Source organism: Streptomyces sp. NPDC049954, assembly GCF_040656295.1.
Lineage (GTDB): Bacteria > Actinomycetota > Actinomycetes > Streptomycetales > Streptomycetaceae > Streptomyces.
The window spans coordinates 32171-53241 of sequence record NZ_JBFALS010000015.1 but is presented as its reverse complement, the minus strand read 5'-3'; the positions used below and the strand labels follow the sequence as shown (position 1 = coordinate 53241).

Here is a 21071-nt window from a genome sequence, read left to right as displayed (position 1 = left end):
ACCGCGCCGCCCGGAAGGATCGGGGTGTCCCCGCCACACACGGCGGGGGCACCCCGAACCCGTACCCCGCCCCTTCAGGGAGGCACCGCCATGACCGCGTACGCCCTGGCCCACCTGCGCCCCGGCGAGCCGCACGCCGACGTCGTCACGTACATCGAGCGCATCCAGGACACCCTGGACCCCTACGAGGGCCGCTTCCTCGTGCACGGCGCGGAGGTCGAGACGCTGGAGGGGAGCTGGCCCGGCACCGTCGTCGTCGCCTTCCCCGGCTTGGAGCAGGCCCGCGCCTGGTACGGCTCCCCGGCCTACCGCGCGCTGCTCCCGCTGCGCACCCGCCACCTGGACGGCGACACGATCCTCGTCCGGGGCGTGCCCGAGGACTACGACCCGCGCGAGACGGCCCGGAGGATGCGGGAGCGGACGGAGGCCGCCGCGCGCACCTGAACGGGCCCCGCCCCACGGCTCACGAGTCCAGCAGCTCCCGGGAAAGCTCCCACAGGCGCGTCGCGTTCACCGGGGACACGGCGTACGCGGCGACCCCGCCGAACCCCTCCGGACGGCGGTGCACGACGGGCGCCTCCTCGCCGTCCTCGAAGTAGCGGCCGCCCAGCCCCTCCAGGACCGGCGAGGTGGCCAGCAGCACGGAGGTCGCCGCGCCCTGCGCCACCGACTTCTGCCGCTCGGGCGGCGTCGTCAGCCGGTTGCCGACGTGCCGCTGGAGGTTGGTCGCGATGGCACCGGGGTTGAGGGAGTTCGCGAAGACACCGTCCCCGGCCCAGCGGCGGCTCGCCTCGACGGCGAACAGGATGTTCGCGGTCTTCGACTGCGCGTAGGCCAGCCACGGGTCGTAGGGCCGGAACAGGAAGTGCGGATCGTCGAAGACGACGGGGGACAGCAGGCTCGCGTTGGAGGCGACCGACACGATCCGCGCCCCGTGCGCCGCCGCGAGCGCCCTGTGCAGCCCGGTCGCGAGCCCGAAGTGCCCGAGGTGGTTCGTCGCGAACTGCAACTCCCAGCCCTCGGCGGTGCGGGTCTCCGGGGACGCCATGACGCCCGCGTTGTTGACCAGCAGATGCAGCGGCCCCGTCCAGGACTCGGCGAACGCGCGCACCGAGGCCCGGTCGGCGAGGTCCAGCGGAGCGACCCGCACCGAACCGGCCGAGTCCTTCCCCAGCCGCCCGCCGATCGTGGCCGCTGCCTTCCGCCCGGCCTCGGCGTCACGCACGGCGAGCGTCACCTCGGCCCCCGCCGACGCGAGGACCCGGGCCGTCTCGACCCCGATCCCGGAAGCACCCCCGGTCACGACGGCCCGGCGCCCACTCAGGTCGATCCCCTCGATCACGTCCTCGGCGGTCGAGGCGAAACCGAAGGGCGTGGTGAGCGGCGGGGCGGGGACGGGGAGAGGAAGCGTCGACGAGAACATCGGGAAATCCGCCTTCCGGTGGCGTGGTGCGTGTGGGGTGTCCTGAGGGGCGAGCGGGCGATACGGGCGGACAGCACGTTATGCGAGGCGGAGGCACAGTCCCCGCACCCGCGACGGCCCGGCGCGCGGGTCCCCACCGCAGCGGACGGGCCGGAACCCGGGGGCTCACTGCGAAAGCGTCGCCGGGCTGCCGCCGTTCGCCTCGTAGCCGGCCACGGCCAGCGCGCGGTAGACCGCGTACTCGGCCGCCGGGTCCTCGTTCGCCGTCCACGGCAGGGCGCCCACGTAGCCGTCGACGTGGACGATCTGCTGCATCGCCTCGCCCCAGCGCTGCGCCCGCACCAGGAACATCAGCAGGAGATGGCGGACCAGGGGCAGGACCGGGTCGTCGGCGCGCGCCTGGTGGACCGCGTACAGGGCGCCCTCGATCGCGCGGGAGACGACGGCCGTGCCGTAGAAGTCGCGGACCATCGGGACCTCGGGCAGGTGCTCGTAGAGCGAGAACAGGGGCAGTGCGGCCAGCAGTGAGCCGCGCGGGGCGCGGGCGGCGGCGGCCTGCGCGAAGGAGTCGGCGAGGTCGGCGGAGCCGTGCCACTTCTCGCACCAGTACTGGAGCGCCGCCAGATGCGCGCCCATGTGGGCCGGGGCCCGGTCCAGGATCTTCAGCCAGATCTGCTCGAACTCCTCGTGCGGGACGCCCAGGCCCCGCGCGACCGTCAGCTCCGTGACGTACGGCACCGGATCGCCCGGGGCCAGCAGCGCCGCCTGCCCGCTCGCCGCGCGCGCCTCCTCCAGGATGATCCGGAACTCGTCCGAACCGGGCGTCGAGGTCCGCCACGCCTGCTGCACCAGGAACTCGGCGTGCACGGCGGCGCCCCCGGCGTCCTTCGGCGCCTCGGCGCGCCAGCGCCGCAGCCAGCCGCCGCCCTCCCCGGGCCTTCGCGCCAGCTCCAGCGAGGCCGCCCCCGCGAAGGACTGCACCCGCTGCCAGCGCGCCTCACCGTGCTTGTCGGTGCCCGCGAGCAACTGAGCGGCCGCCCGCCACTCCCGCGTGTGCTGCACGACCTCCAGGACGTCCAGCAGGTCCTGGTCCGCCCCGGGCATACGTACGTCCAGGTCCTCCTGACGGATGAACCCGTACTCGGCGGGGTCCGCCGCGTCGGGGGAGCCCGGCAGCACCTGCCGGATGCCGCCGCCGGCGCCCCGCCGCAGCAGCGGCACGAGCACGGCGCCGATCAGGACGACACCCAACAGGACCCACAGAATCTCCATACGGACAAGCGAACCAGACGCGCACACGTTCTGGCGAACCCCGGCCACCTTCGCCGGGGCACTACGCTCGGGGCCCATGACCGACAGGCACCCCGTCGACGCGTTCGACAACTTCGAGACCCTCGCGATCCACGCGGGCAACACCGCGGACCCCCTCACCGGCGCCGTCGTCCCGCCGATCTACCAGGTGTCGACGTACAAACAGGACGGCGTGGGCGGGCTGCGGGGCGGCTACGAGTACAGCCGCAGCGCCAACCCCACCCGCAGCGCCCTGGAGGAGAACCTCGCGGCGCTGGAGGGCGGCCGGCGCGGCCTCGCCTTCGCGTCGGGACTCGCGGCCGAGGACTGCCTGCTGCGCACCCTGCTCAGCCCCGGCGACCACGTCGTCATCCCCGACGACGCCTACGGCGGCACCTTCCGGCTGTTCGCGAAAGTGATCAGCCGCTGGGGCGTCGACTTCTCCGTCGCCGACACCTCCGACCCGCGAGCCGTGCGCGCCGCGCTCACCGGCCGGACGAAGGCCATCTGGGTCGAGACGCCCTCCAACCCGCTGCTCGGCATCAGCGACATCACCGCCCTCGCCGAGGTCGCCCGGTCCGCCGGAATCCGCCTCGTCGTCGACAACACCTTCGCGAGCCCCTACCTCCAGCAGCCGCTCGCCCTCGGCGCCGACGTCGTCGTGCACTCCACGACCAAGTACATGGGCGGCCACTCCGACGTCGTCGGCGGCGCCCTCGTCACCTCCGACGAGGCGCTCGGCGAGGAACTGACGTACCACCAGAACGCCATGGGCGCCGTCGCGGGCCCCTTCGACGCCTGGCTCGTGCTGCGCGGCATCAAGACCCTCGCCGTACGCATGGACCGGCACAGCGAGAACGCCGGCCGCGTCGCCGACATGCTCACCCGGCACCCCAAGGTGACCCGCGTGCTCTACCCAGGGCTGCCGGAGCACCCCGGCCACGAGACCGCCGCCAAGCAGATGCGGGCCTTCGGCGGCATGGTGTCCTTCCAGGTCGCGGGCGGCGAGGAGGCGGCCGTCGCGGTGTGCGACCGCGCCAGGCTGTTCACCCTCGGCGAGTCCCTCGGCGGCGTCGAGTCCCTGCTGGAGCACCCCGGCCGCATGACGCACGCCTCGGCCGCCGGCTCCCCGCTGGAGGTCCCCGCCGACCTCGTCCGGCTGTCCGTCGGCATCGAGTCCGCCGACGACCTGATCGCCGACCTGCGCGAGGCCCTAGGCTGAACCGGCCCCGGCTGAACCGCTCCCGGCCGGGCCACCTTCGGCCGGGCCACCTTCGGCCGGACCGCGAAGACCTGAGGGGCCCGCGGGTCCCTCGGCAGTACTGACCTCACCAGTACTGAAGCAGTACTGACCTCACCAGTACTGAAGGGGTGGAGTCGTCACCGTCGGCGGCTCCACCCACGGCCTCGCCACCACCGCCCACACCGTGAACACGGCGACCGCCACGCCCAGCGCGCACCAGCCCGCCCGGCGCAGCCGCCGCCGACGGCGCGCGATCCGCCGGCCGCGCCGCAGCGCCCGCCCGGCCAGCCCCGCCGGCACCGGCGGCGACGCGGCCGCCTCCAACAGGGCTCGCGCCCGCGCCTCCTTGCGCTCCGGAAGGTTCACCCGGCGCCCCCGCCCCGCCGCCGCGCGCTCACGAGGCGACCGGCCCCACGTGCCGGGCGCCGTCCGCCCTCGGCGGGTGCAGCAGCGTGTGGACCGCCCCCGCGCACACCGCCTCGACCCGGTCCCCGGGCAGCGCGAGGAGTGCCGCGATCTGCTCCGCCGCCACCCCCTCGTACAGGCGCAGGACGAGGACGAGCCGGGCGCGCGGCTCCAGCGCGGACAACGGGCCGCCGCGCGGGGCGCGATGACGCCAGGCGGAGCGCGCGAAGCGCAGCGCCAGATCGCTGCGCGTGTGCTCGTACGGGTCCTCACCCCGGCGCAGCCGCTCCCACGCGGCGTACGTGCGCGCCAGGGACAGTTCGAGCAGCCGGCCGGCCAGCGGGGCGGCCCCGGGCGGTTCCGTCGTCAACAGGGCCGCGGTACGCAGCAGACGCGGCGCGGCACCGGCCACGTACGCCTCGAACTCGCGGTCCGCGCGCCGCCGCTGGATGGAACCACTCCCGCGCACCCTCGCCCCCCGCCCTCCGGAGACCCGACCGGATCTCATCAGAAGGCCAGGACGGCGCCCCGTCAACCCCCGCACGCGGCCAGGGGGTTCGCGGCCGCCACCCGGCGGGCCGGGGTCAGCGGGCCAGGTCCGGCCCCTCACCGTTCTCACCGGAGCTCTCGCCCGGCGCCCTGTCCGCACGGCTCTCACGGCTCGCCTGCCGCTGGAGCAGAGCCGTGTTGAACCGGGTGAGCAGGGCCGTGAACATCTCCCGCTCCTCGGGCGCCCAGCTGTCCGTCAGCTCGGCCATCAGCGCCCGGCGCGAGGCGCGGACCTCCGCGAGCCGGGCCTGCCCGCGCGGGGACAGCTGGAGCACGACGGCCCGGCCGTCCTCGGGGTGCGAGGTCCGCTTGACCAGGCCGGTGTCCACGAGCGGGGCCACCTGCCGGGTCACCGTGGACGAGTCGATGCCCATGCTGGCCGCGAGGGCCTTGACGCCCATGGGGCCTTCGTTGTCGAGGCGGTTCAGCAGCAGGTACGCGGCGCGGTCCATCGAGTTGCGGACCTGGCCGATCCCGCCGAGGCGCGTCTGTTCCGCCCGCCGGGCGAAGACCGCCACGGCGTGCTGGAGGGTTTCGAGCAGACCGGAATCGCTCTCGGTCGTCATGTCCGAAGATGTGGGCATGGCCGGGGCTCACTTCATGCTTGGCTGGCTGGGTTGGGGGACAGCGTACGCGGCAACGACGCCATACGGACCGGGGGTGCGTAAACCAAGGGAAGGTCATTTCTTCCCCAGACCTGCTTGACCCGGGGCCCCGCAGGAGGTATCCGGATTCATCCCTCACCTACCGCTGCGACCATTCCGTGCCCGCCCTCCCCGGGCGCTGGGACACTGGACCGCATGAACTACCTCACGGCCCGTTCGCTGCCCTCCGTGACCCTCGACGACGTACGAGGCGCGCAGAAGATGCTGGACGGCGTCGCCAGAGTCACCGCGCTCGACACCAGCCGCCACCTGTCCGGGCTGGTCGGCGCCCCCGTGCTCCTCAAGTGCGAGAACCTCCAGCGCACCGGCTCCTTCAAACTGCGCGGCGCCTATGTGCGGATCGCCGGCCTGCTCCCGGAGGAGCGGGCCGCCGGGGTCGTCGCCGCGAGCGCCGGCAACCACGCGCAGGGCGTCGCCCTCGCCTCCGCGCTGCTCGGCGTGCACGCCACCGTCTTCATGCCGACCGGCGCCCCGCTGCCCAAGGTCGCCGCGACCCGCGAGTACGGCGCCGAGGTCCGCCTGCACGGCGAGGTCGTCGACGAGACCCTCGCCGCCGCCATCGAGTACGCCGAGGCCACCGGAGCCGTCTTCATCCACCCCTTCGACCACCCGGACGTCATCGCGGGACAGGGCACCGTCGGCCTCGAAATCCTCCAGCAGTGCCCCGACGTCCGCACGATCCTCGTCGGCGTGGGCGGCGGCGGGCTCGCGGCGGGCGTCGGCGTCGCCGTCAAGGCGCTGCGGCCCGACGTACGCGTCATCGGCGTGCAGGCGGCCGGGGCGGCGCCCTACCCGCCCTCCCTCGCCGCCGGCCGGCCCGTCGCGGTGCCCGCGCCCAGCACCATGGCCGACGGCATCCGGGTCGGCCGCCCCGGCGACGTGCCCTTCGCCCTCGTCAAGGACGTCGTCGACGAGATCCGCACCGTGACCGAGGCCGAACTCTCCCGCGCGCTCCTGCTGTGCCTGGAACGCGCCAAACTCGTCGTCGAACCCGCCGGGGCCGCCCCCGTCGCCGCGCTGCTCGCCGACCCGGCCGCCTTCGAAGGGCCCGTGGTCGCCGTCCTGTCCGGCGGCAACGTCGACCCGCTCCTGCTCCAGGGCGTCCTGCGGCACGGCATGGCCGCGACCGGCCGCTACCTGTCCCTGCGGCTGCGCCTGCCGGACCGGCCCGGCGCCCTCGCCGGACTGCTCGGCGTCCTGTCGGCGGCCGACGCGAACGTCCTCGACGTACGGCACGTCCGCACCGACGCCCGGCTGGCCCTGACCGAGGCCGAGGTCGAGGTGCACCTGGAGACACAGGGCCCCGGCCACCGCGCCGAGGTCGAGGCGGCCCTGCGCGGGGCCGGATACGGGGCGACGACGACGGGTGACGCGCGGGACGCCTGAACCGGCCCGCCCGCCGGCCCGCCGGTCGCGTCTGCCGCGAGCGCCCCCCACGGCCGTTTCCCCCGGGCGTCCCGGCCGTCCCCCGGGAGCGCGCTCCGGCGCGCGGCGCCGGGGACCCGACCCTAGGCTTTCGACTGTCCCGCGACGCGGGGCCGCGGCCGACCTAGGACGACTGGGGGAGCGAACATGCCGGGTGCCGTGCACGCCGAGGGACTCGTCAAGCACTTCGGCGAGGTCCGGGCCCTGGACGGGGTGGACCTCGACGTACCCGAGGGCAGCGTCCTCGGGGTCCTCGGCCCCAACGGGGCGGGGAAGACGACGGCGGTGCGCTGCCTGACGACGCTGCTGCGGCCCGACGCGGGACGCGCGAGCGTCGCCGGGATCGACGTCGTGGAACGCCCCAACGACGTACGCCGGGTCATCGGCCTGTCCGGGCAGTTCGCCGCCGTCGACGAGTACCTCACCGGCCGGGAGAACCTGGAGATGGTCGGCCGGCTCTACCAGGTCAAGGGGAAGGCGGCGAAGGCCCGCGCCGGTGAACTGCTGGAGCAGTTCCACCTCGCCGACGCCGCCGACCGCACGGCGCGCACGTACAGCGGCGGCATGCGCCGCCGCCTCGACCTCGCCGCCGCCCTCGTCGTGTCCCCGCCCGTGATGTTCATGGACGAACCCACGACCGGCCTCGACCCGCGCAACCGCCAGCAGCTGTGGGAGGTCATCCAGGACCTCGTGGCGGGCGGTACGACCCTCCTGCTGACCACGCAGTACCTGGAGGAGGCCGACCACCTCGCGCACGACATCGTCGTGATCGACCGGGGCCGGGTCATCGCCCGCGGCACCTCCGACGAACTGAAGGCGCAGGTCGGCGGGGAGCGCGTCGAACTCGTCGTCCACGAGCGGGAGAACCTGACCTCGGCGGCCGAGGTCCTGCGCGGCTTCGCCCGGGGCGAGCCGACCGTCTCCGAGCACACCCGCGGCCTCACCGTCCCCGTCGAGGGCGGCGCCAGGCTGCTCGCCGAGGTCATCAGGGCGCTCGACTCCCGGGGCATCGAGATCGACGACATCGGGCTGCGCCGCCCCACCCTCGACGACGTGTTCATCACCCTCACCGGGCACGCGGCGCAGGAGGCCGAGGACGCGGCGAACGGCAAGAAGCCGGACGACGGTACGACACCGGACGGTCCGGAGCCGGACGGTCCCGAGGCGGGCGCTACGAGGGCGGGAGCGGGCGGGGCCTCCGGTGACGGCGGTCGGGCCCGGGACGGCGAAGGCGGCGGCAGCACGCGGGACGGCCGGGGCGGCCGGGGCGGCCGGCCGCAGGACGGCGACGGCGAAGACGACGGCGAAGACGACGGCGAAGACGACGGCGAGGAGACGGTGCGATGAGCGCGCAGACCAGCAGCCCGCTGCGGGACGGCCCGCCCGTGCCCGCCTCCGGCGGCGGCCTCGGACAGTCCCTCCACGACACCTGGGTCATTTGCCAACGCAACCTGATCAGGATGGTGCGGATTCCCGAGGTCCTGGTCTTCGGCCTCGTCCAGCCCGTCATGTTCGTCGTGCTGTTCAGCTACGTGTTCGGCGGTTCCATCGCGCTGCCGGGCGCCGGACTGAGCGCCGCCGCCTACCGCGAGTACCTGATGGCGGGGATCTTCGCGCAGACCGTGACCTTCGCGACCGCCGGAGCGAGCGCCGGACTCGCCGAGGACATGCAGAAGGGCCTGGTCGACCGGTTCCGCTCGCTGCCGATGAGCCGCGGCGCCGTCCTCAGCGGCCGCACCCTCGCCGACTCGGCGCAGACCGCGCTGATCCTGGTGGTCCTCGCGGGCGTCGCCCTCATCGTCGGCTGGCGCACCCACGAGAACTTCGGGAAGGTCCTCGCCGGATTCGGGCTGCTGCTCCTGCTCGGCTACGCCTTCTCGTGGATCGGCGCCCTCATCGGCCTGCTGGTGCGCACCCCGGAGGCGGCGACCTCGGGCGGCCTCGTGTGGCTGTTCCCGCTGACCTTCGTGTCCACGGCCTTCGTACCCTCGCAGAACATGCCGGCGGTCCTCGGGCACATCGCCGAGTGGAACCCGTTCAGCGCGACCGTGCAGGCCTGCCGGGACCTGTTCGGCAACGCCCTGCCCGGCGGCGCGCCCTCCGGCGCCTGGCCCATGCAGCACCCGGTGTGGGCCTCACTGATCTACTCGGTCCTCATCGTCCTCGTGTTCCGCACGCTCGCCGTACGCCGCTACCGCAGGGCCACGAGCTGAGCCGCCCGCGCACGCCGACAGGGGCCGCCCGCCGCCGGTGAACGGCATGGCGGGCGGCCCCTACGAGGACACCTGCGGGTGGTCCCGCGCCCGGACGGGCACGCGTCCACCGCGACCCCGAGGACCACGGCCGTACGAGCGCGGCACGCGCGCGGCCGCACGGTGACGGCCGCACGGTCACGGATGCGGGACGGCGGGCCGGCTCAGCCCGAGTACGGCTTCGCGGCGAGGATCGTCACCGAGGCGGTCTTGCCGTTGGGCAGCTCGTACCGCGCGACGTCGCCGACCTTCTTGCCGTTGACGCCCTTGCCCAGCGGCGACTGCGGCGAGTACGTCTCGATGTCGCTGCTCGCGTACTCGCGGGAGGCCATCAGGAAGGTCACCGTGTCGTCCTCGTCGCCGTCGAAGGCGATCGTCACGACCATGCCCGGCTCCACCACACCGTCGTCGGCGGGGGCCTCACCGACCTTGGCGTGGTCGAGGAGCTGCGTGAGCTGGCGAATCCGGAGTTCCTGCTTGCCCTGCTCCTCCTTGGCCGCGTGGTACCCGCCGTTCTCGCGCAGGTCCCCCTCCTCGCGCGCCGCCTCGATCTTCTTGGCGATCTCGATGCGCGCGGGACCAGACAGATCCTCCAGCTCGTTCTTCAGCTGGTTGTACGCCTCCTGGGTCAGCCAGGTGACGTTGTCGCTGGTCTGGGTCACAGGTGCTCCTCGTAGGTACTCGGAATACAAAGCAACGCCCTACCAGAAGGATGGTCCCTCCTCGGTGGGCGAAACCACGAGCCTAACAATTCCGGCGCCCCGAGGGGAGGACATAAGCCGTGCCGGATTCGTCGGCGCTGGTCGTGGGCGCGGGGCGCGGGAAGGCGGGGCCCGCGCGGAACGGGCGCCGGGCGGCTCAGCCGGTGTGGCAGCCGACCAGTTCGGCGTTGGTGCCGCGCGCCGTCGTGCGCAGCTTGACCACCTTGTCGACGCGGCCCTGGTCCTGGTCGAACCGGAAGTCGGCCCGGCCCACCTCGGCGCCGTCCGCCGACTGGGAACGCATCGTGCAGTAGCCCTTGGCCCCGTCGTCCTTGCGGACCTCCAGGTGGACCTGCACCTCGTGGTCGGTGACCACCTGGAACTTGATGACCTCGGCGCTGATGTCCTGGCCGGAGACGTAGCCGTAGCCGAACCAGCCCACCAGGGCCAGTACGACCACGCCGAGCACCCAGCCGATGACCGTCAGCCTGCGGTCCGCGTCCCGGTCGGCGCTACGACCGTAACGACCTTCGGGGCGAACCGCCGTCATGATCGTTCCCTTCGGAGTTCCGCGGTGCTCGGCGCCGCGGTGCTCGGAGTTCCGCGGTGCGCGGAAGCCGGAATTTTCCCGCCCCCGGTTCGGTCACTATAGAAGCCTCCGTCCGGCCGCCCGACCCCACCCCACGACCCCGTCCCCGAGGCCCCAGGCGTCCGACGGACACTGCGCCCCGCGCAGTGGCAGACGAAGCATCGCGCTCACGCGACGAAGAGACGAATCACCGAGGAACGAGCCTTGACTGAACAGCTGCGCCTGATGGCCGTCCACGCCCACCCCGACGACGAGTCGAGCAAGGGCGCGGCCACGATGGCCAAGTACGTGTCCGAGGGGGTGGACGTGCTGGTCGTCACCTGCACCGGGGGCGAGCGGGGTTCCATCCTCAACCCCAAGCTCCAGGGCGACTCCTACATCGAGGAGAACATCCACGAGGTCCGCAGGAAGGAGATGGACGAGGCCCGCGAGATCCTCGGCGTCCAGCAGAGCTGGCTCGGCTACGTGGACTCCGGGCTCCCCGAGGGAGACCCGCTGCCGCCGCTGCCGCAGGGCTGCTTCGCCCTCCAGGACGTCGACGAGGCCGCCGGCCGGCTCGTGCGCTCGATCCGCTCCTTCCGCCCGCAGGTGATCACCACCTACGACGAGAACGGCGGCTACCCGCACCCCGACCACATCATGACCCACAAGATCTCCATGGTGGCCTTCGCCGGGGCGTCCGACGCCGAGCGCTACCCGGAGGACGAGTTCGGCCCCGTGTGGCAGCCCGCGAAGCTCTACTACAACCAGGGCTTCAACCGTCCCCGTACCGAGGCCCTGCACGAGGCGCTGCTGGCCCGCGGACTGGAGTCGCCCTACGGCGACTGGCTCAAGCGCTGGGAGGAGTCCGGGCACGTCGAGCGCACGCTGACCACGCACGTCCCCTGCGCCGACTTCTTCGAGGTACGGGACAAGGCACTCATCGCGCACGCCACCCAGATCGACCCGGACGGCGGCTGGTTCCGCATCCCGATGGAGATCCAGAAGGAGATCTGGCCCACCGAGGAGTACGAACTCGCGAAGTCTCTGGTCGAAACCTCCCTCCCCGAGGACGACCTGTTTGCGGGCATCCGCGACAATGGCTGAATGAGCGTAAGCGCGAGCGCAGGCCAGGCCATGATCCATCTCCTCCCTCTCGCCGAAGTCGACGACGACAAGGTGACGCCCGGTGTCCTCGGGTTCGTCGTCTTCGCCGTGATGGCGGTGGCGGTGTGGGGGCTGATGAAGTCCATGAACAGGCACATGCGCCGGGTCGAATTCAAGGAACAGGGCGAAGCGCCGGGCCAGGACGGGACGAACCCCGCCCAGGCGGCACCGGAACAGCGGAAGGCGTCCGCCACCGGCAAGGCGAAGTAGGGCACCCGGCCCGCCGGTGGCCCGGCCGGCCGAGGCGGTGCGGGCATCCGGTGGCCGGGTGGCCCGGTGGGCGGGTGACGGCTGGGGCTGCGGGTTGCCCCGGCCGGGCCCGTACGCGGGTGTCCGCAGCCGTACTCGACCGTGCCTGCGTGCCTGCGTGCCTGCATGCCTCTGCCCGGAACCGGACGGTTCCGGGCAGAGCTGTTCCGGGACGGTTCCGGACCGGGCGGACGCTGCTCCGCGTCCGCTTCACCCGGCCTCCGGGGCCGTCACGCCCGCCTACCACAGACTGCGTGGAACACGAGGCAGGGGGGCGCGGCCACACCCCCGTTTTCCTGGGGGACGGCACTCTCCCGGTGGCCCGGATCCTCGACGCACTGAGGGAAGAGGGATACCCCGGCTGGATCTCCCTTGAGTGGGAACGCCCCGGCCCCGGCCGCTCTACGGTGCGACCGGCATGGGCTCCTCGTCCGGTGGGGGAGGGGCGGGCGAAGGCGATGTGCTGTTGCTCGGGCCGGCCGGTGGAGGCGTGCCGGCCGGTCCCGGTGGGGCGTCGCGGGAGAGGAGCCGTGGCAGTACGAGGAGGACGGTCGCCAGTACTGCGGCCAGGAGGACCACCGCGGCCTTGCGCAGTCCGGGGTGGACGATCATCCGCGCGCCGGCCGACGGAGGGCGGGGCGGCCGCAGCTGGGTGACCTGGCCGGCCCGGGCCCGGAGTGCGGCGCGAAGGCGGTCCTCGACGGCTGTCATGGCGTCTCCTTCAGTCTTCTCGCCAGCGCGGTGAGCGCGCGGCTCGCTGTGGACTTCACCGCACCACGGGACAGGCCCAGCGTGGCGGCGATGTCGGCTTCGGTCAGGTTCGACCAGTACCTGAGGACGAGGACCTCCCGCTGGCGCACGGTCAGCAGCCGCAGCGCGCACAGTACTTCCTGGTGCTCCTCCTTGAGGAGGACCTCTTCTTCCGGTGGCGGCGCGGGGAGGACGCGCGGGGGGATGTAGGCGCGCACGGTGCGCCTCCTGCGCAGGACGTCCCTGGAGGTGTTGACCACGCTGCGCCGTACGTACGCTTCGGGATCGGCGATGCTGTCGAGGGTGCCGCCGTGGCGCCGGTAGAGGCCCGCGAAGGCGTCCTGGACGACGTCCTCCGCCGTGGGGACGTCGTCGACCAGGAAGACCGCCAGGCGTACGAGATCGAGCCTGCGGTGGCGGTACAGCATGTCGATCTCTTCCGCCGCCGTGCCGGACAGCCGGCCCTTGAGGTCCGCTCTGCCTCGGTCCTGCGAGAGGCGGGCCAGCAGCCCCCGCCACCGGCTGCGGGGGAAAGCACCTCTCTGGGGGAGAACGGCGGCCATCAGCGCCCTGTCCCCGCGGACGGGGCGGTGACGTCGTGACGTCGCACGGGCCGGCAGTGATCCGGTCCGGGGCGCCGGGGCGACGCCGGGATGCTGCCGCAGCCGGCTTCCCGGCGGGTTGTTTCTGGCATGGACGACCTATCGAGCTGTCGAGTGATCAAGCGGTTCAGGGCTTTCAGGGGACGCCCCCTGTCGGACCCCCTGTCCGAAAGGACGTGTGGGGCACCGAGAGGTTGCAGTTCCCCGGGCGGTGCGGGCGGTGCGGGCGTGCGGCTGTGGCCCGTCTGTCCGCCCGCTTGGCGGGGACGTCACACATCGATGGCGGCCCTGCAACCTCGGGCAGGCCCGTACGTCTGTCAGGGCATGAAGGGATGTTCCGTCCCGGCACGGACTGGTGTGCCCTGCCGGCGCACGGGACGCCGACGTGCAGGTGAGATCCGAGGGAAACCGTGCTGAGAGTCAGAGCCGTTGCCGCCGCCGTTGCCGCGCTGGTCTGTCTGGGGCCGGCGTCGGGCTGTTCGGGCCCGGCGGCCAGCCGGCGCGTGACGCGGACGGGGCGGCGAGGTCCACCACGCCGGTGCCGTCCGGGACCGGGAGCCGTGCCCCCGCGGCGCCGCCCGATCACGAGCCGGTCCCGTACAAGCCGAGCTCGCCCGACCGGACCGTGCGCACGGCACGGGGACATCTCGTCAACACGTGCGTGCCCAAGGAACTGCGGAGCAAGGTCACCACGCTGACGACCAGCGACAAGGTGCATCTGTCGGCGCTGGTCCTGGGGGACGGGCCCGACGGTGTCCTCCTGGACCACGAGCAGGGATACAGCATCTGCTCCTTCGTCGACATCGGGAGACGACTGGCGGAGCGTGGCTATCACGTGGTGATTCCGGAGTACCGCGATCACGGTGCGTCCGAGCACGTGGCCGTCAACGAGCACATCGACCGCGATGCCCGCGCCGGGCTGGCTGAACTGCGCCGTGTCGGTGCGAAGAGCGTGTTCCTTGCGGGTGCCTCGTGCGGCGGTACGACGGCAGCGGTCGCCGGCCTGGACACGCCCCTGCGCGTGGTGGGGCTCTTGATGATGTCCTCACCCGCCCGGTGCCTGGAGGCGGACGCCGTGGCCGCGGTGAGGCAGCAGAAGCTGAGCGTCCCGACGCTGCTGGTGGTGTCTCCCGGCGACATGAACGGCGCGGTGGAGGAGCAGGTCCGAGAGGTCTACGCGGCCTCCGCCGCCCACAGGAAGAAGCTCGTCATCGACAAGAGCGGCTTCCACGGGACAGACATGATCAAGCGGGCCGGTGCCTCAGGAACCGCGTTGCAGGACCGGGTCATCTCGTTCGTGGTGGATTCCTACGACGCCTCCCGCTGAAGGGAACAGTTCAGTCACTTCGGCCCGGGGGCGATGGCGACGAGCGCGCACCCGTACGCTGCGGCCGAGTCACGGCCGGGGAGTCCTCTCCCGTGTTCTCACCCAGGCGGCGAAGGCCTCGATGGCGTCGACGACCGCTTCGAAGCGCAGCGAGTGGTACAGGTCGAAGGCGTGGTGCCCGCCCCGCAGTTCGGCGTAGACGACGGCGTCGGAGGAGGCACGGCGCAGCCGGCCGGCGACCTTCCGGATGTCGGACACGGGCACCAGCGGGTCCAGATCGCCGTGGACGATGAACATGGGGGGCGCGTCGGGCCGGGCATGGCCCAGAGGGGAGGATTCGGGTCCCTGGTCCCAGTACGAGCCCAGGAAGCCGTTCAGGACGACGACCCCGGTGACGGAGGTGTCCGCGTCCGCGAAACCCGGCTGGAACGCGGGGTCGTTGGGGGTCAGTGCGGCGATCGAGGCCATGTGCCCGCCCGCCGAACTGCCCGCGACGAACAGGGTGGACGGATCGGCTCCGTACACGTGGGCGTGCTCCCGGGCCCAGGCGATCGCCCTCTTCAGGTCGATCATGTGGTCGGGATGCCGGACGTGGGGCTTCAGGCGGTAGTTGGCGCTGATGGTCACCCAGCCGCGGCCGGCCAGCCGGTAGAGGAGGGGCAGCGACTGGCTGTTCTTGTGCCCCCCGCTGTAGTGACCGCCGTGCACGTGGATCAGCACGGGCGCGCCTTCCGGGCGGGAGCGGTGGTGGTACACGTCGAGCCGGTTGCGCCGGCCCGCGTCGCCGTAGGACAGGTTCGCCACGCGCCGGACGTCCCACCGGCGCCGGAAGACGGGCAGGAACAGGACGCGGGCCCACGGGAGGCGGCGCCGGAGTCCTTCGGCGAGGTCGGCGTCGATGGTGGAGCGCCATCCGTCGCCGAGACCTTCGGCCACGGCGCGCTCGATCCGGTCCCGGTCCTTCCACGCGCGGTGGGCGACGACCACGAGTCCGGGCACGGTCACGGCGGCCAGCCCGACGACCGCCCAGGCGCCCGCCGAGTCGATGTCGCCCTCGGCGAAGGCCAGCACCGTCGGGAGCAGCAGCATCCAGAAGAAGGCGGCGAACGGCAACTCGTTGGCGGCCAGGCCGAGGAAGTAGCTCGGGCGGCCCAGCGGATGCTCCCACGGCACCGGCACCAGTGCGCACAGGGTGCCGAGCGCGACGATCGTCACAGTGATCAGATAGCCGACTGGCACGGTACCTCCTGGGGCGGCAGCCCGATCCACTGCTCGCGAGCGCCCCTCGGGCAGAGTGCCGCACGCCCCAGTCTTCCTCGGCGCGGCCGGGCCATCAACGACCTTTCTGGTAACGTCCTTTGACTTTGCGCTAATGAATCGGGGGGCCGTGTTGGAGATGCGGGAGATCGAGATCTTCCTGACGTTGGCCCAGGAGCTGCACTTCAGCCGCACCGCAGAGCGACTTGGCATCAGCCCGGGCCGCGTCAGCCAGTCGATCAAGAAGCAGGAACGGCGGATCGGCGCTCCCCTGTTCGACCGCACCACGCGCACCGTGCGCCTCACAGCCCTCGGTGAGCAGCTGCACCAAGCGCTCCAGCACGGGCACCGGCAGATCACGCAGGGGATCGAGGCGGCACGGGCCACCGCTCAGGGCGTCACGGGCACCCTGACTCTCGGCACCATGGGCCCGTACTCCGCGCGGATCGACAACACGCTCGGCCTGTTCCTCGCCCGCCACCCCGACGCCCGCCTCCAGCACCGCGAGATCCAGCCCGCGTCCCCCCTCGACCTGCTGATGTCAGGTGACGTGGACGTGGTGTACGTGTGGCTGCCGGTCGAAGAGCCCGGTCTGACCGTCCTGCCGACCGCGCACACCTCGGCCCTCCTGCTGATGGTCTGCGCCGGCCATCCCCTCGCGGAGGGGGAGTCCATCTGTCTGGAGGACTTCGGCGACTGCACCGTGGTCGAGGGCGGGTCGATCCCCTCCTCCATGGAGGAGGTCCTCAATCCCCGGTACACCCCGGCCGGCCGACCCGTCCGCCGCGGCCCCCGGGTCACCACCTGGCAAGAGGTGCTCAGCGCGGTCTCTTCGGGCCAGGCGACCGCCGCGGTACCGGCTGAGGTGCCCGACTTCTACTCGTGGCCCAACCTGGTCTACCTCCCCATCCGCGACGCGCCCGCTTGCCGGTGGGCCTTCGCTTGGCGCACGGCGAGCGAGTCACCGCTCATCCGCGGGTTCGCCGAGGCGTCCGCCGACACCGACCGGCTCCTGTCCGGGTCCGGCGCGTAGCGGAGCAGGTCACTTCCAGGAGTGCCGCTCCGATGCGGTGCGTTGATCCGGCACGGCGAGACGCGGCAGGCCCGCACCGCAGGGCGCGCGAACCACACCGGCCTGCCGCCCGGACCGCCCCGGATTCACGCGCTCTGATTCATTAGCTCTGAGTGAAGGGTCGTGGCCTGATCCGTCGTTGATACGGCAAGGGTGGGGCGCGCAGGCTGGTGCGTCCCGGTGGTCGCTGCGAGGAGGCGTTCGGTTTGCGGTTGGTCCAAGTGGCGCGGTTCGGCGGCCCGGAGGTGCTCGTGCCTGGTCAGGCACCGGATCCGGTGGCCGGCGAGGGGCAGGTCGTCGTCGATGTGGCGGTCGCGGGCATGACCTTCGTCGAGACGCAGATACGGCGGGGCGTCGACAGGTGGCATGCCAGGCCGTCGTTGCCGTACGTGCCGGGCGTTCTGGTGGCCGGCCGTGTGGGCTCGGTCGGGGCACGGGTGGACCCGGCGTGGCTGGGGCGGCGGGTCGTCGCCGGGACCGGGGGCACGGGTGGGTTCGCCGAGCGTGCCGTCGCCGATGTCCAGGACCTGTTTCCGGTGCCGGAGGGGCTGGGCCTGCCGGAGGCCGTCGCCCTGCACAGTGACGGCAGCACCGCTCAGGGGCTCATCGCCAACGCCGGTGTCGGCCCGGGAGACTGGGTGCTGGTCGAGGCGGCGGCCGGAGGCGTCGGCAGCCTCCTGGTCCAGCTCGCCCGGTCGGCGGGCGGCCGGGTCGTCGGGGCCGCCCGTGGAGCGCGCAAGCTCGACCTGGTGCGGGAAGTGGGTGCCGATGCCACGGTCGACTACACGGAACCGTCATGGACCAAGCGGGTGCTGGAGGTGACGGGTGGTGCGGGACCGGACGTCGTGTTCGACGGCGTCGGCGGACAGATCGGCCGGGCCGCCTTTGAGACGACCGCCCGTGGGGGCCGGTTCTCGGTGCACGGTGCCTCCAGCGGCGAGGCGACGCTCATCGACTCCGGCGAGGCGCGCTCCAAGCGCGTGCACGTGATCGGCATCGAGCAGCTCTTCGACTTCGGGCCGAACGTGACGCGCTGGGCGGAGCAGATCATGTCCAAGGCCGCCGCCGGGCTGGTCCGGCCGGTCATCGGGCAGACCTTCCCACTGGAACGCGCCGCGGACGCGCACGCCGCGATCGAGGACCGCACCGCCCTGGGGAAGACCCTGCTGCTCATGTGACGTCCGGGAGCCAACAGTTCGGCCGTGGACCGCGGCGCGCCGTCGTCCAGGCAGCGGACGGCGTTTCAGTGGCACCGCCGGAACTCGGCAGACGCTGACGTCGGATGCTGACGAAACGAGTGCGGCCCGCTCCGCCCGTGGGAACGTCCGCAGGCGGAGTGGGCCGCTGCCTTGGCGGAGGTCGGGTCCCATGCCGCCGGGCATGCACGTGTTCACTGCCGCATCCGCGACCCGTGCGCGTCTCCACTTCCTGTGACCACCCGGGCTCCACCAAGTTCTTGGCAGGGGCGCGTGACAGGACCGGCTACGCACCCGCGTTTTGTAGCCCCGTCATCTGAAGTGGCTGGTCAGCAGGGGGGCGTGTCCTCCTTGCGCTCCTCCCAAGGCGATCTTCCCCGGGCTCTTCCCGGGCTCTTCCCGGGCTCTTCCCGGGCTCTTCCCGGGCTCTTCCCGGGCTCTTCCCGGGCTCTTCCCGGGCTCTTCCCGGGCTGTTGCCGTTCCCGGGCGGCGCTCGGTGTGCCGCTGCCCGCAACGGGCCGGTTCACGTTCGGCCTCGGCGCCTGGCGGGACCGCGACGGTGACTCACCAAGGGAGTGCCGCCGCGCGACTCCGGCGCCGCCTCGGCGAGGAGCGCGCGTCGCGGCAGACCGGCGGCCCCCACGGCACAGCGCTGTCCGACACGGTCTCGGCAGCGGTCGAGGTCTGCCAACTGTCGGGCTCGACACCGGAGAGCACGGTGCACTCCCGTCATCTGAGGAACCAGGAAGGTTGCACGGGCTCACAGGAGGAAGCCGGTCGGCGGAGAGAGTTCCATAGCGGATGTCGGCAGCCCTTCCTCCACCCTTCGCTCACCTTCCGTCCAGCCGGCTTCCCGTGTCACTGCCTCCACTGCCTCCACCGCCTGAACACGGTGGTGTTCGGCGGAGTCCCGTGCCCGGTGACGGGTCTTCGACCGGGTTCCCGTCCGCTGCCTCAACGTCCGAAAGAGAGAGAGCGAGAGTCCGAGAGAGACCGAGAGACCGAGAGCCGGTCAGCTGACTCATCACGTCTTGAGAAGGGAATGCGCCGTGGCGAATCACGAGGCGACAGTGTGTCCCGGCCGGCACGCCGTCCCCTCACCGGGCGGCAGCGGATTCGCCGACAGCATCCGCCTGCGGCTCGGGACACTCCGGCATCACCCCGTCTCCGCCGGGCCCGGGGGAGGAGAACCGCACTCCTCGCCCGCGACGTAGGCGTCGCGCCGGGGTCGGTCCGCTCTCGCTCAGACCTGCCGGGGGCCGGCCTTCTCCGCTCGGCACCACACCGAGCGGGGCTGAGCCTCGCCCTCGGTACAAGCGCCCATCGCCCCCCGTGTGCTCGGTCGGCAGTGGAGGGCGGCACCGGCCTCCCGCCTCCCCGCGAGCACCCGGCCGACCGTGTCCGCGCGCCACCAGCCGGAACCGCCCCGCCGCACGGGACGGGAGCCCCTCCGGGCGCCCTGGAGGCCGCTTCTGCCCGGTCGGCGCCACCGCGAGGGGAACGCACCCGCTCCTCATCGTCACAGGGAGAACCTCATGACGCACACCCACCGCTTCGTCGCCCAGGCCGCCCTCGCCTCCGCAGCGCTTCTCGGGGGGCTGCTCGCGGCCTCGCCCCCGGCAGCGGCCGATACGGGCGCCTACTACGTCAGCAGCACCAAGGGATCGGACAGCAATGACGGGCGTTCACCCGGCAGCCCGTTCAAGACCATTCAGCAGGCGGCCGACCGGACGCTGCCGGGCGACACGGTCTTCGTCATGAACGGGACGTACGGCGACGTGTCCTCGGAAGGGGTCGTTCAGATCACCCGCTCGGGGACGGCCGGCAAGCCCATCACCTACCGGCCGTACCCCGGGCAGCACCCGGTGATCGCGCCGGTGACCGGATGGAACGGCGTCCTGGTCGCCGGGGCGTCCTACATCACCGTCACCGGCCTCGACGTACGCGGCCCCAGCGACCGGTACACCCTCGCGGAGGCCGAGGCCGGCTCCGTCCCGGGCAAGGCGAAGTTCAACACCAACTGCATCGATCTGCGGGCGGACAAGACGTCGGGGCGCACACCGCACCACGTCGTCGTGAGCGGCAACCACGTGTGGGACTGCCCGGGTGGCGGGATCGCCAGCACCGGCGCCGACCACCTGCTGATCGAGCACAACACCGTGCACTCCAATGCGTGGTACTCCGTCTACGCCAACAGCGGCATCTCCGTGCTGACCCCCGTGGACGTCGACAGCGACACCGGCTACAAGATCATCATCAGGGACAACCTCGTGTACGGCAACGAGACCAAGGTGAAGTGGAGTGCCTGCGACTGCTACTCGGACGGCAACGGGATCATCGTCGACAGCACGCTGACGGGCGAGGGCACGGAGGGGAAGCCCTACGCGGGGCGCTCGCTCGTGGAGAACAACGTCTCGTACGACAACGGCGGTTCGGGCATCCACGCCTACAAGTCCAGCCATGTGGACATCGTTCACAACACCGCCTACCTGAACTCCCAGGGCCGTGAGATCGCCTATCCCAACATCGGTGCCTGGAACAGCGAGGACGTGAACGTGCTGGACAACATCTCGGTGGCGAGTCCCGGAAAGCCCACCAACTTCATTCAGGGCAACACCGATGTCGTCTACGACTACAACGTCTACTGGGGCGGGACGACTCCCCAGGTGCAGGGCCCGCACGACCTTGTCGCCGATCCCCGGCTGACCGCCCCGGGCACGGAGCCGGAGAAGGCGGACTTCCGGCCCACCGCGTCGTCCGTGGCCGTCGACAGCGGCGTGCCGACCCGGACCAGGACCGATTTCGCCGGTGTTCCCCGTCCGCAGGGAGCCGGCTGGGACCGCGGAGCGTACGAGTACGTCCCCAGCCGGCACGCGGACAGGCCGTAGAACCGTCGCGTCGCCGCGCCCGCGCCACCCCGCTCGTCCCCC

At 72.4% G+C, this 21071-nt stretch carries 21 protein-coding genes; 11 read left to right on the top strand and 10 right to left on the bottom strand.

What is annotated here, in order from left to right:
* The first annotated feature begins 90 nt into the window (after nucleotides 1–90).
* Complete coding sequence (locus AB0J21_RS27970; protein WP_363148907.1) at nucleotides 91–444, top strand: DUF1330 domain-containing protein; 354 nt, start codon at nucleotides 91–93, stop codon at nucleotides 442–444.
* Nucleotides 445–463: 19 nt separating this feature from the next.
* Here AB0J21_RS27970 and AB0J21_RS27965 read toward each other — a convergent pair whose 3' ends face one another.
* Nucleotides 464–1423 (bottom strand): SDR family NAD(P)-dependent oxidoreductase, encoded by a 960-nt coding sequence (locus AB0J21_RS27965; protein WP_363148906.1) that lies wholly within the window; start codon nucleotides 1421–1423, stop codon nucleotides 464–466.
* A gap of 165 nt (nucleotides 1424–1588) precedes the next feature.
* Entirely contained in the window at nucleotides 1589–2695 is a 1107-nt protein-coding gene (locus tag AB0J21_RS27960; protein WP_363148905.1) for a hypothetical protein, read from the bottom strand.
* Between the two features lie 76 nt (nucleotides 2696–2771).
* Between AB0J21_RS27960 and AB0J21_RS27955 the strand changes: the two genes are divergently transcribed.
* The gene (locus AB0J21_RS27955; protein ID WP_363148904.1) at nucleotides 2772–3935 is read left to right on the top strand and encodes a cystathionine gamma-synthase; all 1164 of its coding nucleotides are present in this window, start codon (nucleotides 2772–2774) and stop codon (nucleotides 3933–3935) included.
* Nucleotides 3936–4067: 132 nt separating this feature from the next.
* Here AB0J21_RS27955 and AB0J21_RS27950 read toward each other — a convergent pair whose 3' ends face one another.
* The 3 genes from AB0J21_RS27950 to AB0J21_RS27940 form a co-directional block, all read right to left on the bottom strand.
* On the bottom strand, nucleotides 4068–4322 hold the full coding sequence (locus AB0J21_RS27950) for a hypothetical protein (RefSeq protein ID WP_363148903.1): 255 nt from the start codon (nucleotides 4320–4322) through the stop codon (nucleotides 4068–4070).
* 28 nt (nucleotides 4323–4350) lie between these two features.
* Nucleotides 4351–4830, bottom strand: coding sequence for an RNA polymerase subunit sigma-70 (locus AB0J21_RS27945; protein ID WP_363148902.1), 480 nt, complete (start codon nucleotides 4828–4830; stop codon nucleotides 4351–4353).
* Between the two features lie 115 nt (nucleotides 4831–4945).
* Complete coding sequence (locus tag AB0J21_RS27940; protein ID WP_363148901.1) at nucleotides 4946–5494, bottom strand: MarR family transcriptional regulator; 549 nt, start codon at nucleotides 5492–5494, stop codon at nucleotides 4946–4948.
* Between the two features lie 216 nt (nucleotides 5495–5710).
* Between AB0J21_RS27940 and ilvA the strand changes: the two genes are divergently transcribed.
* The 3 genes from ilvA to AB0J21_RS27925 all read left to right on the top strand — a co-directional run bounded on the left by ilvA (nucleotide 5711) and on the right by AB0J21_RS27925 (nucleotide 9213).
* A complete protein-coding gene (ilvA, locus tag AB0J21_RS27935; protein WP_363148900.1) occupies nucleotides 5711–6961 on the top strand; it encodes a threonine ammonia-lyase in 1251 nt (416 codons plus the stop codon).
* Between the two features lie 186 nt (nucleotides 6962–7147).
* The gene (locus AB0J21_RS27930) at nucleotides 7148–8347 is read left to right on the top strand and encodes an ATP-binding cassette domain-containing protein (RefSeq protein WP_363148899.1); all 1200 of its coding nucleotides are present in this window, start codon (nucleotides 7148–7150) and stop codon (nucleotides 8345–8347) included.
* Entirely contained in the window at nucleotides 8344–9213 is an 870-nt protein-coding gene (locus tag AB0J21_RS27925; RefSeq protein WP_363148898.1) for an ABC transporter permease, read from the top strand. Before AB0J21_RS27930 ends, AB0J21_RS27925 begins: the two co-directional genes overlap by 4 nt.
* Nucleotides 9214–9416: 203 nt before the next feature.
* On the opposite strand, the gene greA is transcribed toward AB0J21_RS27925, so the two are convergent.
* Both greA and AB0J21_RS27915 read right to left on the bottom strand, forming a co-directional pair.
* Nucleotides 9417–9914 carry a transcription elongation factor GreA gene (greA, locus tag AB0J21_RS27920; protein WP_363148897.1) on the bottom strand — a complete coding sequence of 166 codons (498 nt, stop codon included), beginning with the start codon at nucleotides 9912–9914 and terminating at the stop codon, nucleotides 9417–9419.
* A 196-nt stretch (nucleotides 9915–10110) separates the two neighbouring features.
* A complete protein-coding gene (locus tag AB0J21_RS27915) occupies nucleotides 10111–10503 on the bottom strand; it encodes a DUF4307 domain-containing protein (RefSeq protein WP_363148896.1) in 393 nt (130 codons plus the stop codon).
* A gap of 243 nt (nucleotides 10504–10746) precedes the next feature.
* On the opposite strand from AB0J21_RS27915, the gene mca reads away from it, so the two are divergent.
* Together mca and AB0J21_RS27905 are read left to right on the top strand one after the other, a co-directional pair.
* Complete coding sequence (mca, locus tag AB0J21_RS27910) at nucleotides 10747–11628, top strand: mycothiol conjugate amidase Mca (protein WP_363148895.1); 882 nt, start codon at nucleotides 10747–10749, stop codon at nucleotides 11626–11628.
* Between the two features lie 30 nt (nucleotides 11629–11658).
* Nucleotides 11659–11898, top strand: a complete 240-nt coding sequence (locus AB0J21_RS27905) for a hypothetical protein (protein WP_363149017.1) — start codon at nucleotides 11659–11661, stop codon at nucleotides 11896–11898.
* A gap of 441 nt (nucleotides 11899–12339) precedes the next feature.
* On the opposite strand, the gene AB0J21_RS27900 is transcribed toward AB0J21_RS27905, so the two are convergent.
* Together AB0J21_RS27900 and AB0J21_RS27895 are read right to left on the bottom strand one after the other, a co-directional pair.
* Entirely contained in the window at nucleotides 12340–12648 is a 309-nt protein-coding gene (locus AB0J21_RS27900) for a hypothetical protein (protein ID WP_363148894.1), read from the bottom strand.
* Nucleotides 12645–13250, bottom strand: a complete 606-nt coding sequence (locus AB0J21_RS27895) for a SigE family RNA polymerase sigma factor (RefSeq protein WP_363148893.1) — start codon at nucleotides 13248–13250, stop codon at nucleotides 12645–12647. The genes AB0J21_RS27900 and AB0J21_RS27895 overlap by 4 nt, the downstream gene beginning before the upstream one ends.
* 700 nt (nucleotides 13251–13950) lie before the next feature.
* Between AB0J21_RS27895 and AB0J21_RS27890 the strand changes: the two genes are divergently transcribed.
* Complete coding sequence (locus tag AB0J21_RS27890; RefSeq protein ID WP_363148892.1) at nucleotides 13951–14616, top strand: alpha/beta fold hydrolase; 666 nt, start codon at nucleotides 13951–13953, stop codon at nucleotides 14614–14616.
* Nucleotides 14617–14685: 69 nt separating this feature from the next.
* On the opposite strand, the gene AB0J21_RS27885 is transcribed toward AB0J21_RS27890, so the two are convergent.
* Nucleotides 14686–15855 (bottom strand): alpha/beta hydrolase, encoded by a 1170-nt coding sequence (locus tag AB0J21_RS27885; protein ID WP_363148891.1) that lies wholly within the window; start codon nucleotides 15853–15855, stop codon nucleotides 14686–14688.
* A 157-nt stretch (nucleotides 15856–16012) separates the two neighbouring features.
* On the opposite strand from AB0J21_RS27885, the gene AB0J21_RS27880 reads away from it, so the two are divergent.
* The 3 genes from AB0J21_RS27880 to AB0J21_RS27870 all read left to right on the top strand — a co-directional run bounded on the left by AB0J21_RS27880 (nucleotide 16013) and on the right by AB0J21_RS27870 (nucleotide 21029).
* A complete protein-coding gene (locus tag AB0J21_RS27880; protein WP_363149016.1) occupies nucleotides 16013–16906 on the top strand; it encodes a LysR family transcriptional regulator in 894 nt (297 codons plus the stop codon).
* Between the two features lie 245 nt (nucleotides 16907–17151).
* On the top strand, nucleotides 17152–18123 hold the full coding sequence (locus AB0J21_RS27875) for a zinc-binding dehydrogenase (protein ID WP_363148890.1): 972 nt from the start codon (nucleotides 17152–17154) through the stop codon (nucleotides 18121–18123).
* Between the two features lie 1553 nt (nucleotides 18124–19676).
* The gene (locus tag AB0J21_RS27870; RefSeq protein ID WP_363148888.1) at nucleotides 19677–21029 is read left to right on the top strand and encodes a right-handed parallel beta-helix repeat-containing protein; all 1353 of its coding nucleotides are present in this window, start codon (nucleotides 19677–19679) and stop codon (nucleotides 21027–21029) included.
* Nucleotides 21030–21071 lie beyond the last annotated feature (42 nt).

Coding starts and splice junctions, on each gene's coding strand:
- ilvA (WP_363148900.1), top strand. CDS start 5,711: ATGAACTACCTCACGGCCCGTTCGCTGCCCTCCGTGACCCTCGACGAC.
- AB0J21_RS27940 (WP_363148901.1), bottom strand. CDS start 5,494: ATGCCCACATCTTCGGACATGACGACCGAGAGCGATTCCGGTCTGCTC.
- AB0J21_RS27895 (WP_363148893.1), bottom strand. CDS start 13,250: ATGGCCGCCGTTCTCCCCCAGAGAGGTGCTTTCCCCCGCAGCCGGTGG.
- AB0J21_RS27915 (WP_363148896.1), bottom strand. CDS start 10,503: ATGACGGCGGTTCGCCCCGAAGGTCGTTACGGTCGTAGCGCCGACCGG.
- AB0J21_RS27960 (WP_363148905.1), bottom strand. CDS start 2,695: ATGGAGATTCTGTGGGTCCTGTTGGGTGTCGTCCTGATCGGCGCCGTG.
- AB0J21_RS27900 (WP_363148894.1), bottom strand. CDS start 12,648: ATGACAGCCGTCGAGGACCGCCTTCGCGCCGCACTCCGGGCCCGGGCC.
- AB0J21_RS27955 (WP_363148904.1), top strand. CDS start 2,772: ATGACCGACAGGCACCCCGTCGACGCGTTCGACAACTTCGAGACCCTC.
- AB0J21_RS27965 (WP_363148906.1), bottom strand. CDS start 1,423: ATGTTCTCGTCGACGCTTCCTCTCCCCGTCCCCGCCCCGCCGCTCACC.
- AB0J21_RS27905 (WP_363149017.1), top strand. CDS start 11,659: ATGATCCATCTCCTCCCTCTCGCCGAAGTCGACGACGACAAGGTGACG.
- AB0J21_RS27880 (WP_363149016.1), top strand. CDS start 16,013: ATGCGGGAGATCGAGATCTTCCTGACGTTGGCCCAGGAGCTGCACTTC.
- AB0J21_RS27930 (WP_363148899.1), top strand. CDS start 7,148: ATGCCGGGTGCCGTGCACGCCGAGGGACTCGTCAAGCACTTCGGCGAG.
- AB0J21_RS27870 (WP_363148888.1), top strand. CDS start 19,677: ATGACGCACACCCACCGCTTCGTCGCCCAGGCCGCCCTCGCCTCCGCA.
- AB0J21_RS27970 (WP_363148907.1), top strand. CDS start 91: ATGACCGCGTACGCCCTGGCCCACCTGCGCCCCGGCGAGCCGCACGCC.
- AB0J21_RS27925 (WP_363148898.1), top strand. CDS start 8,344: ATGAGCGCGCAGACCAGCAGCCCGCTGCGGGACGGCCCGCCCGTGCCC.